The sequence below is a fragment of the Sandarakinorhabdus sp. DWP1-3-1 genome, assembly GCF_049896705.1.
Lineage (GTDB): Bacteria > Pseudomonadota > Alphaproteobacteria > Sphingomonadales > Sphingomonadaceae > Sandarakinorhabdus.
This window is the reverse complement of record NZ_JAFCUV010000001.1, coordinates 1,250,154-1,261,586: the sequence shown is the minus strand read 5'-3', so window position 1 is coordinate 1,261,586 and position 11,433 is coordinate 1,250,154. Positions and strand designations below refer to the sequence as shown.

At 68.2% G+C, this 11,433-nt stretch carries 12 protein-coding genes; 7 read left to right on the top strand and 5 right to left on the bottom strand.

All coding sequences use genetic code 11. The features are described from left to right. Positions 1-30: 30 nt before the first annotated feature. Complete coding sequence (gene hemB / locus ACP7AI_RS06090; protein WP_426165173.1) at positions 31-1,026, bottom strand: porphobilinogen synthase; 996 nt, start codon at positions 1,024-1,026, stop codon at positions 31-33. Positions 1,027-1,160: 134 nt separating this feature from the next. Between hemB and ACP7AI_RS06085 the strand changes: the two genes are divergently transcribed. Genes ACP7AI_RS06085 through ACP7AI_RS06075 form a run of 3 tightly spaced genes read left to right on the top strand, consistent with a single transcriptional unit; the run spans position 1,161 to position 5,289 of the window. Then, positions 1,161-3,053 carry a TonB-dependent receptor plug domain-containing protein gene (locus tag ACP7AI_RS06085; protein WP_426165171.1) on the top strand — a complete coding sequence of 631 codons (1,893 nt, stop codon included), beginning with the start codon at positions 1,161-1,163 and terminating at the stop codon, positions 3,051-3,053. Further along, positions 3,053-3,580, top strand: a complete 528-nt coding sequence (locus ACP7AI_RS06080; RefSeq protein ID WP_426165169.1) for a YfiR family protein — start codon at positions 3,053-3,055, stop codon at positions 3,578-3,580. Before ACP7AI_RS06085 ends, ACP7AI_RS06080 begins: the two co-directional genes overlap by 1 nt. Beyond that, a complete protein-coding gene (locus ACP7AI_RS06075; protein WP_426165167.1) occupies positions 3,577-5,289 on the top strand; it encodes a response regulator in 1,713 nt (570 codons plus the stop codon). Before ACP7AI_RS06080 ends, ACP7AI_RS06075 begins: the two co-directional genes overlap by 4 nt. 25 nt (positions 5,290-5,314) lie before the next feature. On the opposite strand, the gene ACP7AI_RS06070 is transcribed toward ACP7AI_RS06075, so the two are convergent. Together ACP7AI_RS06070 and ACP7AI_RS06065 are read right to left on the bottom strand one after the other, a co-directional pair. Continuing rightward, on the bottom strand, positions 5,315-6,613 hold the full coding sequence (locus ACP7AI_RS06070) for a serine hydrolase domain-containing protein (RefSeq protein ID WP_426165165.1): 1,299 nt from the start codon (positions 6,611-6,613) through the stop codon (positions 5,315-5,317). Between the two features lie 70 nt (positions 6,614-6,683). Continuing rightward, positions 6,684-7,043: a hypothetical protein gene (locus ACP7AI_RS06065; protein ID WP_426165163.1), complete on the bottom strand. Its 360-nt coding sequence runs from the start codon at positions 7,041-7,043 to the stop codon at positions 6,684-6,686. A 212-nt stretch (positions 7,044-7,255) separates the two neighbouring features. On the opposite strand from ACP7AI_RS06065, the gene ACP7AI_RS06060 reads away from it, so the two are divergent. Further along, positions 7,256-7,732, top strand: a complete 477-nt coding sequence (locus ACP7AI_RS06060) for a DUF3429 domain-containing protein (RefSeq protein WP_426165161.1) — start codon at positions 7,256-7,258, stop codon at positions 7,730-7,732. 14 nt (positions 7,733-7,746) lie between these two features. Here ACP7AI_RS06060 and ACP7AI_RS06055 read toward each other — a convergent pair whose 3' ends face one another. Further along, positions 7,747-8,301 (bottom strand): OmpA family protein, encoded by a 555-nt coding sequence (locus ACP7AI_RS06055; RefSeq protein WP_426165159.1) that lies wholly within the window; start codon positions 8,299-8,301, stop codon positions 7,747-7,749. A gap of 11 nt (positions 8,302-8,312) precedes the next feature. Further along, entirely contained in the window at positions 8,313-8,999 is a 687-nt protein-coding gene (locus ACP7AI_RS06050; protein WP_426165157.1) for a hypothetical protein, read from the bottom strand. A 106-nt stretch (positions 9,000-9,105) separates the two neighbouring features. On the opposite strand from ACP7AI_RS06050, the gene murI reads away from it, so the two are divergent. Genes murI through ACP7AI_RS06035 form a run of 3 tightly spaced genes read left to right on the top strand, consistent with a single transcriptional unit; the run spans position 9,106 to position 11,419 of the window. Next, entirely contained in the window at positions 9,106-9,909 is an 804-nt protein-coding gene (murI, locus tag ACP7AI_RS06045; RefSeq protein ID WP_426165155.1) for a glutamate racemase, read from the top strand. A gap of 11 nt (positions 9,910-9,920) precedes the next feature. Beyond that, positions 9,921-10,373, top strand: coding sequence for a PaaI family thioesterase (locus ACP7AI_RS06040; protein ID WP_426165153.1), 453 nt, complete (start codon positions 9,921-9,923; stop codon positions 10,371-10,373). After that, the gene (locus ACP7AI_RS06035) at positions 10,370-11,419 is read left to right on the top strand and encodes an enoyl-CoA hydratase/isomerase family protein (protein ID WP_426165151.1); all 1,050 of its coding nucleotides are present in this window, start codon (positions 10,370-10,372) and stop codon (positions 11,417-11,419) included. The genes ACP7AI_RS06040 and ACP7AI_RS06035 overlap by 4 nt, the downstream gene beginning before the upstream one ends. Positions 11,420-11,433: the final 14 nt, after the last annotated feature.

The window sequence follows — 11,433 nt, the reverse complement described above, 5'->3', positions numbered from 1 at the left end:
CTTCGCCGGGGTGACATTGAAGTATCGGTTCTATCGGTTCAGCAGCCGCGCCGCCAAGGGGGCATAGTAGGTCAGCACCCCAGAGCAGCCAGCGCGCTTGAAGCCCAGAAGTGTCTCCAGCACCGCCCGGTCGCGTTCCAGCACGCCGGCCGCGACCGCCGCCTCGATCAGCGCATATTCGCCGCTGACCTGATAGGCGAACACCGGCACGTCGAAGCGGTCGCGGACCATGCGGATGATGTCGAGGTACGGCATGCCGGGCTTGACCATGACGCTGTCGGCACCCTCGGCGATGTCGAGCGCGACTTCGCGGATGGCCTCGCGGCTGTTGGCGCTGTCCATCTGGTAGGTCTTCTTGTCGCCTTTCAGATAGCCGCCGGAGCCGACCGCATCGCGGAACGGGCCGTAGAAGGCCGAAGCATATTTCGCCGAATAGGCCATGATCTGGACGAGGTCGAAGCCTTCGCCTTCAAGGCCGGCGCGGATCGCGGCGATGCGGCCGTCCATCATGTCGGATGGCGCGATGACGTCGCAGCCGGCCCGCGCCTGGTTGAGCGCCTGCCCGACAAGCACCTCCACCGTCGCATCGTTGAGGATGCGGCCATCGTCGTGCATCAGGCCGTCGTGCCCGTGGCTGGTATAGGGGTCGAGCGCCACGTCGGTCAGCACGCCGAGGCCGGGCGCCGCGTCCTTCAGCGCCTTGATCGCCTGGCAGACGAGATTGTCGGGGTTGAGCGCTTCCTTGCCGTCTTCCGTGCGCAGATGCCCCTGCGTGTTTGGGAACAGCGCGACGCAGGGGATACCGAGCGCCACCGCCTCGCGCGCCGCCGCAGCGAGGTTGTCGACCGACAGCCGGCTGACCCCCGGCAGCGCCTTGACCGGATCGGTGACGCCGCGGCCTTCGGTCACGAAGATCGGCCAGATCAGGTCCGCCGGCGACAGCGTGTTTTCGGCATGGAGCATCCGGCTCCAGGGTGCGGAGCGGGTGCGGCGGAGGCGGGTGGCGGGAAAGGCGGGCTGGCTCATGCCCCGGGCGTTAGCGCGCGGCGGCAGGCTTGTCGATTGCACGCCGCGCCAGCCTGCGGGAACCGTACCGAAAACGCGACGTTTCTCAGGGAATCAGCGTCGCAAAACAACAAGAACAACGGGGCAAGCGTTCAATGACCAAGGCATGGTGGCGGCCGGCGGGGGTGACCGTGGCCACTGCGCTGATCGCCGCCTGCCCGGCGCTTGCGCGCGTGCGACCGGCGAGTGACCTGCCGCAATTGTCGATCGAGGAACTGCTGCAGGTCGACGTGTCCTCGGTCAGCAAGACCGACCAGCCGCTGAACGCTGCACCGGCGGCGATCTATGTCATAACCCGCGCCGACATCGAGCGGTCGGGTGCGCTGACCGTTCCGGAGATGCTGCGCCTGGCCCCCAACCTCCACGTCGCCCAGACCAGCGCCAGCCGTTATGTGATCACCGCCCGCGGCTTCAACGGCAACAACGAAGCGCAAAGCTATTCCAACAAGCTGCTGGTGCTGATCGACGGCCGCAGCGTCTACACGCCGCTGTTCTCGGGCGTGTACTGGGAGATGCAGGCGGTCATGCCGCAGGACATCGACCGGATCGAGGTTATCAGCGGACCCGGCGCGGCCTTGTGGGGTGCCAACGCCGTCAACGGCGTCATCAACATCATCACGCGCGGCGCGGCACAGACCCAGGGCGGCGTCATCACCGCCAGCGCGGGCAATTTCGATCGCAATATCGCCGCGCGCTTCGGCGGTCGCCTGGGCGATGCGCTGACGTATCGCGTCTATGCCACCGCGCTGGACAATGAATCGACGCGGACGCTTGCCGGTGCCGATGCCCGCGACGAATGGGACCGTGTCCAGGGCGGCTTTCGCCTCGACTGGACGCCGTCGGCCGCCGAAACGCTGACGCTGCAGGGCGACATCTACAGCGGCAGCCAGGGCCGTGCGCCGGCCAACGAGGAGTTTTCGGGACGCAATCTGCTGGCGCGCTGGACCCATACGGCGCCATCGGGATCGGTCCGCCAGGTGCAGGCCTATTACGACCGGGCGCAAGGGCCGTTCGTTCTCGATACCTATGACCTGAACGTCCAGCAAAGCTTCGACGCGGGGGCATCCCACGCGATTGTCGTCGGCGGCGGCATCCGGGTCAGCGACTATGCCATCAGCGGCACACCGACGTTCTTCTTCGAGCCGTCGGAACGGACGCTGACTCTCGCCAACGCCTTCGTGCAGGACAGTATCCGCCTCGACGAGCGCTGGAAGCTGGTTGTCGGCCTCAAGCTCGAGGACAATCCGTTTTCCGGCACCGTGCTGCTGCCGAGCGCCCGGCTCGCCTGGACGCCAGACGCCCGGACCCTCGTCTGGGCGGCGGTATCGCGCGCCATCCGGTCCCCGACGCCCTTCGATACCGATGTCGTCGAAAAGCTGGGAACGACGACCTTTCTCATCGGCAACCCGGATTTCCAGGCTGAACGGCTGACCGCCTATGAAGCCGGGACGCGGTTGCAGATCGGGTCGGCGGCGTCGCTGTCGGTATCGCTGTTCTACAACGATTATGACCGGCTGCGGAACATCGAGTTTGCCCCGGGCGGCTTCCTGCCGCTGCGCTGGGGCAACGGCCTGACGGCCAAAAGCTATGGCGTCGAGGCCTGGGGCGACTACGCCGCGGCGTCGTGGTGGCGCTTGTCGGCGTCGTTCAGCTATTTCCACAAGGATGTCGCATTCGCGCCCGGCGCGACGACGATCCTCGGCCCGGCGCAGCTCGGCAATGATCCCGAATGGCGGGCGTCGCTGCGATCGTCGATGACCCTTGGCATGGCGACCCTCGACGGCAACCTGCGCTATGTCGGTGTCCTGCCCGATCCGCGCGTGCCGTCCTATGTCGAATTCGATGCGCGGATCGGCGTGCCGTTGGGCGACCGGCTGCGGCTGTCGCTGGTCGGCGCCAACCTGTTGCATCGTTATCACCAGGAGTATCCGGCACCCGCCAATCTGGTGCCGCGGCGTGTATTTGCCGAAGTCCAGTGGCAATTCTGATGCCATTGTCGGTGCAGCGGCTTGCCGCAACGCTGCTGCTTGCCGCGTGCGCGGCCGCGGCCCGTGCCGAGGCGTCACCCGCCGGCGCCTCTCTGGAATATGCGGTCAAGGCGAACTTCCTCGTCCGCTTCGTGCCGTTCGTCACCTGGCCTCCAACGGCATTCGTTGCTGCCAACGCGCCCTTCGTGATCTGCATCGTCGGGGAGGACCCGTTCGGCAGCGCCATCGACGATGCGGCGCGCGGCCGGGCGATCGGACCGCGTCCGATCGTGGTGCGGCGGACTGCATCCGTCGATGCCGGCTGCCACCTGCTGTACGCCCGCAAGTCTGCCGGACCGGTCCCCGCGTCGGCGGCGGCGCTGACGGTTTGCGATAACCCCTGCGAAGGCGCCCGCGCCATGATCCGCTTTGCCGTTCGCGACGGCCGGGTGCGCTTTGTCATCGATCCCGTCGCGGTGCAGGCCAGCGGGCTGACGATCAGCTCGAAACTGCTCGGGCTGGCGCTGCCGCCGGAGCCCGGCCGATGACGGTGACACCGCGCATCCAGCCCTTGCTGGAAGGCTGGGGGCGGCGCCTGCCGATCACGGCCCGCTCGGCAGTGCTGGTCGCGGCATTGGTGCTGCTGGCCAGCCTGGGCCTGGCACTGCGCAACGAGCAACTGGCGGAGCAGGCCAAGCTGGAACAGGCGCACGTCCAGGTCCGGATCCTGGCCGGCAGCGTCGCCGCACCGCTGGCGTTCGAAGACACAAGGGCTGCACAGGATTATGTCGATGCCTTGCGCGCCGATCCCATGATCGCCGCCGCGGGCGCCTATCGGCTCGACGGCACGCTGGCGGCGGGGTTCACGCGCGCCGGCGCCGTGCTGCCGCGTCCCAATCGGCTGGCGCCGACGGTCATCCTCGACAACAGCGTCGTCATCACCGCGCCGGTCGTCGAGGCGGGGACGCGGCTCGGCTCGGTCTATCTGCGGATGACCGTGGAGAGCTGGGACCGACGCGCCCTGCGCTATCTCGGCATCGGGCTGGTGGTGCTGATGGTCTCGCTGCTGACGGTGGTGCTCGGCACCGCCTATGCCTCGATCGCCGAGGCCAATGCGCGCCTGGAGCAAGAGATCGAGACCCGGCAAAAGGCCGAGGAAGCGCTCGTCCAGTCGCAGAAGATGGAGGCGATGGGGCAGCTGACGGGCGGTGTCGCCCATGATTTCAACAATCTGCTGACGCCGATCATGGCCAGCCTCGACATGCTGCAGCGGCGCGGCATCGGCACCGAGCGCGAACAGCGCATGATCGGCGCCGCGGCCCAATCGGCCGAGCGGGCGCGGGTGCTCGTGCAACGGCTGCTGGCCTTTGCCAGGCGCCAACCGCTGCAGGCGCGGGCCATCGAGCTGAGCGACCTGGTGGCCGGCCTTGGCGACCTGCTGGCCAGCACCTGCGGGCCGCAGATCAGGGTCGTCGTCGATATGCCGGCGATACTGCCGCCGGTCGTCGCCGACCCGCATCAGCTCGAAATGGCCATCCTCAACCTGGGGGTCAACGCCCGCGATGCGATGGAGACGGGCGGCAGCCTGCGGGTCACGGCGGCGGTCACCGGGCCCGCCGGCGACGACATGGCGCCGGGCCGCTATGTCCGCCTGGATGTCGCCGATACCGGCAGCGGCATGGACGCGGCCACCCTGGCCCGCGCCATCGAGCCGTTCTTTTCGACAAAGGGCATCGGCAAGGGCACCGGCCTCGGCCTGTCGATGGTCCATGGGCTGATGCTGCAATCGGGCGGCGCGATGCGGATCGACAGCGCCCCCGGCCGCGGCACGGTGATTTCGCTGTACATGCCCGTCAGCGACGAAACCCCGGCGGTAGTCGCCAAGCCCGGCGAGATCGCCCCCCCGGCGGCCAATGCCGGCACGGCGCTGGTCGTCGACGACGAGGACCTCGTCCGGGCCAGCATCGCCGACATGCTGCAGGAACTCGGCTATCGGACCGTCGAGGCGACATCGGCGGCGGCAGCGCTGGAGATCATCGCGACGCAGCCAGCGTTCGACGTCGTCGTCACCGATCACCTGATGCCGGGCATCAGCGGCGCCGAGCTCGCGCTGCGCCTGCGCGACAGCCACCCACAGCTGCCGGTGGTGATCGTGTCGGGCTATGCCGAGACCGAAGGCCTGCCGACATCGGTGCCGCGGCTGACCAAGCCGTTTCGCCGCGACGATATGGCGGCGCTGCTCGCGGACCTCGCCTAGCAGCGCTGCCCGACGTTGAACGCGATCAGCGCATCAGCAGTTCGGCCACCGCCGTCCAGGCCGGCAGTGAGGTCGCATCGAAATTGCCGTTGCCGGCGAGCGGGTGCGAGCCGAGGCGGGCGATGGTCATTTCGGCGACGGGATCGACCCAGATCATCTGGCCGCGCACGCCGCGCGCCGTGAAGCAGCAATGGGCATCATGGCTGACCCACCATTGGTTGCGATAGCTCCAGCCCGGCAGTGTCGCATAGCCGGCGGGGGCGAAGCGCTCCGGGTCGCCGCCGCGGCGGATGTCGTCGATGATATCGGGCGCGACCAGCCGCTTGCCGTCGAGGCTGCCGCCGCGCCGCATCAGCTCGCCGAAACGGGCGATGTCGCGCAGCGTGGCGTTGAGCCCGCCGCCGGCGAATTCGGTACCGCGGCTGTCGACGGTATACAGCGCGTCGCGATCCATGCCGAGCGGCTGCCAGAACAGTTCGCTGACCAGGGCGGCGAGCGGCTTGCCGGTGGTGCGGCGCAGGATCCAGGCGAGGACATCGGTGTTGCAGGTGCGGTAGGTGAAGGCGGCGCCGTGTTCGCCCGCCTTGGCGATGGTCGGCAGATAGGCACAGACGCCGCCTTCATCGCCGGCGACGCCACCCGCGCCCAGGCCGCTGGCGCTGGCCAGGCGGGCGATGTCGGCGGTCGGGCTGGTGTAATCCTCCGAATAGGCCAGTGCCGTCGTCATATCGAGGACCTGGCGGAGCGTCGCATCGCCGAATCCGCTGGCGGCGAGTTCGGGGACCAGGGTGCCGACGGTCGCTGCTTCATCGAGGCTGCCATCGGCGATCAGCATGGCGGCGATGGTGCCGACAAAGCTCTTCGAAACGGACGCGAGCAGGTGGCGCGTCGTCGGGCCGGTCACGCCCCAATAGCGTTCATAGACGACGGTGTCGCGGTGGACGACCATGATTGCATCGGTGAAGTTGGCGAGCATCGCATCCGCCCAGCTGACCGGGCCGTCGAAGCCGCTGCCGGCAAGCGGCGTGAACTGCAGCGTGTCGATGTCGCCGCGCAGCGCGATCGGGAACGGCAGGCCCCGGCCATCGCCGCGCGCCACGGCCAGCGTCGGCACCAGCTGCTGGAAATTGGAAAAGCTCCAGCGCAGTTGCGGGAAACGCCAGGCGCTGCCGTCGGACAGGCGGACAAGCTTGTCGTCGGGCGGCAGCGTGCCCTGCATCCAGCCGAGGGTGACCGGGTCGGTGGCAACGGCCGCGGCGATCGCCGCCGGGCCGTGCGTGTCGGCGACGGGATGCTGGGCGAAGACGGCGCTGGTGGCGGTCATGGGGGTTCCTTGGGCAGCTGTGCCGCCAGCCTAGGGTCGCGCCGGCTGTGTGGCCAGTGGCCGCGCCGGTTCAGCGTGGCGGCGGGTTCGGCTCGTTCAGCTGATTGCCGGTGCCGCTCGGCAGGGTGCCGGCCGAGCCGTCGTTGCCGGGGCCGAGATTGGCGTTGCCGGCGCCGGCATTGTAGGCTGCCGGGTCATCGGACGGCGTGACGGTCCCCGCCGACGGGTCGCCCGGGCCAGCCGCCGCCTCGGGGTTGCCCGGCACGGCGGGCGCGGTTGGCAGATCGGTGGATGGCGGTGCGGTGGTGACCGGCATGCCTGCCGTGGTTTCGTCCATCGCCGCATTGTCGCGGGCCGATTTGCTGGCGGATTCGCCGCACGCCGACAGGGCAGCGGCGGCCAGCAGGGCAATGATGGTATTGCGGTTCATGGCACTGGATCTCCGTGGGGCAGGGGTGCTTGGGCCGACATCGATGTTTCGTAACGCATGGCGCTGCGGCCCGCTCCCGCGCGCAAGCGCCTCATCGACCCCGCGCGCAAGCGTCTCATCGACCCCGCGCGCAAGCGTCTCATCGACAAGCTGCGACGGCGGCGACAGACAGGCGCAAACGCGAACGACGGGTGGCAACAGGGTGACAAACGATGGCAGGCGGTGACACGGTGGCGATCCCGCGGGTGGTGCTCGGCTATGGATCGCTGGGGCTGATGCCGTTCCTGGCACCGCCGCTGCTGAGCCTGGCGACCCCGGCGCATGTCGAGCCGCTGGCCCTGCTGGCGCTGGGCTATGCCGCGCTGATCCTGTCGTTCCTCGGCGGCGCGCGCTGGGGCATGGCGGTGCAGCGCCCGGCGCCGCAGTTCCTGACCATCTCGCTGGCGATGCTGCCGACCATCGCCGGGCTGGTGCTGCTGTTGCTGCCGGGCCTGCCGCGCGCCGTGCAATTGTCGGCAATGGCGGCGCTGCTGGTGCTGCATTTCATCTGGGATGCGCGGGCGGCCGACGCGCCGCGCTGGTATCCGCGGCTGCGCGGCTGGCTGACCTTTGGCGCCGTGCTCGGCCTGATGGCGATGGCGTCGATCATGGCCAAGGCGGCGCGGGCGACGGACGCCATGATGATCTAGCGTGAACTGCCGACTCAGCTGCCGGGTTTGCCGAAGACGATTTCCACGCGGCGGTTTTGCGGCTCCGGCACACCGTCGGAAGTAACGACCATCAGCCGGCTTTCGCCATAGCTTTCGGTCACGATGGCGTTGGCAGGTAGCCCAAGCGCCGCCAGCCGATCCTTTACGGCATCGGCCCGCCTTTGCGAAAGTCCGATGTTGTACGCAGCGGCGCCGGATGCGTCGGCGTGCCCGGCGATCACGATGCTTGCGCCTCCGGTGGAGGCGTATTGCCTGGCCGCGTTGTCGAGGAGCAGGGCTGCTTCGGCGGTGATGGCCGAACTGTCCCAATCGAAATAGACCAGGAATGGCCCCGGCTGCGCGGCCATGGGCGGCGGGGGCGGCAAATACGGTGGCGGTGGCGGCGGCGGGCCGGGATTGGGCGACGGCGGCGTGCAAATGCCGTCACGCAGGGTGATCGCGTACCAGATTCGCTCGATCGGGGAACAGTCCCGCGCTCCGGCAACGGGCTGGGCCAGCGCCGGGGTCGCCACGGTCATCAGGGCGGCAAGCGACAGGCCGGCGAACATCTGAATTCGCGTCACCGTGCCGGCCCCGGTGCAAGATCGGCCTTGCCGGCGATGGTTTCGTGGGATTGCCGCGCGGCGAGCGGATCGAGGAAATTGGCGAAGACCACAAGGCTTACGGCCAGCAGGAACAGCGCCGTGACCATCCATCGCGTCGCGCGACCGGCGGTACCGGCAATCGCGGCGATCTCCCGGGGCATATAGAGGAAGATCAGTGTGGTCTGCAGCAGATAGGCTGCGATGGCGGCATTGCGCGATCCGGACTGCAGATATTCGCTGCTGTGCAGGAACATCCAGAGCGTGTTCTTGACGAGATACGATCCGAAGATCGCGATGACATGCGCGACCGAAAACACCTTAAAGACGGCGAGCATGGGCAAAAGAATGTGTGGCCGAATCCGAAATGCCCGAAGTAGCGCGAAAAGCAGCAGACCGTATGAAAACCAGCGTAACAGGGTGTCGGTCAGCAATGCCGCCAAGTCGTGGACAGTCCCGCTGTTGCCGTAGATGTAGCGGTTCCAGAGATAAGCCCCGACAGTCGCGCTGATGATTGCGAACACGAACGTCTTGTTGATGCTGTCGAGCAGGGGATCGTTCTCGCTGTCGTACCGTCCGCCCCAGAAAAACGACAGCAGGTAGAGCACGAATTCACGGACGTATTTTTCGACCGAGTTGATGAACTTGTCCGCTTCCACCGCCATGCCCCCAAGCCTATGCCGGCTTATTGTTGCGGTATCGCAATGAAAGGGCAATCCCTGCCGGCCGTGGCGGCTAGGCGTCGCGCCGCAGTTTGGCTAGGGGGCTGCCATGACAGCGCCCATCCTCGTCTTCGATTCCGGTGTCGGCGGGCTGTCGGTGCTCGGCCCGATCCGGTCGCTGCTGCCGGGGCTGGGCATCGTCTATGCCGCGGATAACGCCGGCTTCCCCTATGGCACCAGGTCCGAAGCCGAGATCGCGGCGCGGGTGCCGGCGCTGCTCGGGCGGCTGGTCGAGCGGTTCCGGCCGCAACTGGTGGTGATCGCCTGCAACACCGCCTCGACGATCGCGCTGTCGCACGTGCGGGCGGCGCTCGACGTGGCCGTCGTCGGCACGGTACCGGCCGTGAAGCCGGCGGCGGAGCGGTCGCTTAGCCGCGTGATCGGCGTGCTGGGCACGGCGGCGACGGTGCGCCAGGCGTATGTGGACCGGCTGTCGGCGGAGTTCGCCGGCGATTGCCTGGTGCTGCGCCACGGCTCGGCACGGCTGGTGACGCTGGCGGAGGCCAAGCTGGCCGGCGAGACGGTGACGGCGGAGGACGTTGCGCCGGAACTGCGCGGCCTGACCGACCAGCCGGGCGGCGACCGGATGGACATGGTGGCGCTGGCCTGCACGCATTTCCCGCTGCTGCAGGACGAGCTTGCGGCCGCCGCGACGCAGCCGCTGGCCTTTGTCGATGGCGGCGCCGGGATCGCGCGGCGGGTGGCGCATCTGCTGGGGCCGGATGCGGGGCAGCGCGCGGGTCAGGGCGTGCCGCTGCCGGGCCGCGCCGTCTTCACGCGGGCCGACGCCCATGTTGACGCGCTGGCGCGGGCGCTTCAAGGCTTCGGGCTCGACAGCACCGAGATCCTTTAGGGGCGCCGCGCATGGCCATGACCGACGACCAGTTGCTCGAACGGATGCGCAAGTTCGTGCCGCCGACGGCGATCCTGCTGGGCCAGGAACTGCTGGAGGTCGACAGCGAGGCCGGCCGGGTGCGGATGCGCTTCAAGGTCGGCCTCAATTTCTGCAATCCGATGGGCAATGTCCAGGGCGGCATCGTCGTCGCCATGCTCGATGATGCGGCGGCGGTGGCGGCTATCGTCAAGTCGGGCACGCGCATCGTGGTGCCGACGATCGAATTGAAGACCAGTTTCTTTGCGCCGGCCAAGGCCAATAGCTGGCTGTATGCGGAAGGCCGCTGCATCAAGCTGGGCCGCAGCGTCGCCTTCATGGAGGCGGAACTGACCGACGAAAGCGGCAAGCTGCTGGCCAAACTGTCGACCAGCGCGTTGCCCCAGCCGATGCCCGAGAAACACAATATGGTGGAACGCACATGAGCGACATGACTGTCGAACCGGAAGTCCTGGTCGAACGCCGCGGCCGCGCACTGTGGCTGACGTTGAACCGGCCGGCGGCGCTCAACGCGCTCAACCTGGCGATGGCGCGGACGATCCATCGTGCGCTGTTCGAAGGCGCCGCCGATCCGCAGGTCGAACGCATCGTCATCGAAGGCGCCGGCGATCGTGCCTTTTGCGCCGGCGGCGACGTTGCGCTGCTGGCGCGGGAGGGCCGGCAGGACAAGGCGCTGTTCGAAGGCTTTTTCCACGACGAGTATCGCATGAACCAGGCCATCGCGCGGCTGGTAACGCCCTATGTCGCCATCCTCGACGGCGTCACCATGGGCGGCGGCGTCGGCCTGTCGATCCACGGGCCCTATCGCGTCGCCACCGAGCGCACGCTGTTTGCGATGCCCGAAACCGGCATCGGCCTGATCCCCGATGTCGGCGGCACCCATGCGCTGCCGCGGCTGCCGGGCGAGATCGGCACCTGGGCGGCGCTGACCGGCGCGCGGTTGAAGGCGGCGGACTGTGTCTATGCCGGCATCGCGACGCATTTCGTGCCGGTGGAGCGGCTCGACGTGCTGCGCGACCTGCTGGCGACGAGCGACGAGACCATCGGCGAGCTGCTGGCGACGCTGCACGGCGATCCCGGCGGCTCTGCGCTGGAGGCGCTGCGCGACGGCATCGATTTCCATTTCGGCCATGACCGGGTGGAGGACATTCTCGCCAGCCTGGATGAAGGCGACGACTGGGCGCGCGAGCAGGCGGCGATCATCCGGCGCATGTCGCCGACATCGTGCAAGCTGACGCTGGCAGGGTTGCGACTGGGCGCCAGCGCCGACATCGAGGACGCGCTAGTGACCGAATACCGTATGGTCTGCGAGATCCGTAACGGCCACGACTTTTTCGAAGGCGTGCGGGCGCAGTTGCTCGACAAGGATCGCAATCCCTTGTGGTCGCCGGCGACGTTCGAAGCGGTCACCGATGCGGATGTCGAGCGGCATTTGCAGGAACCGGTGAGCGGCGACCTGACGTTCGAATAGGCGGAGACGCAGGG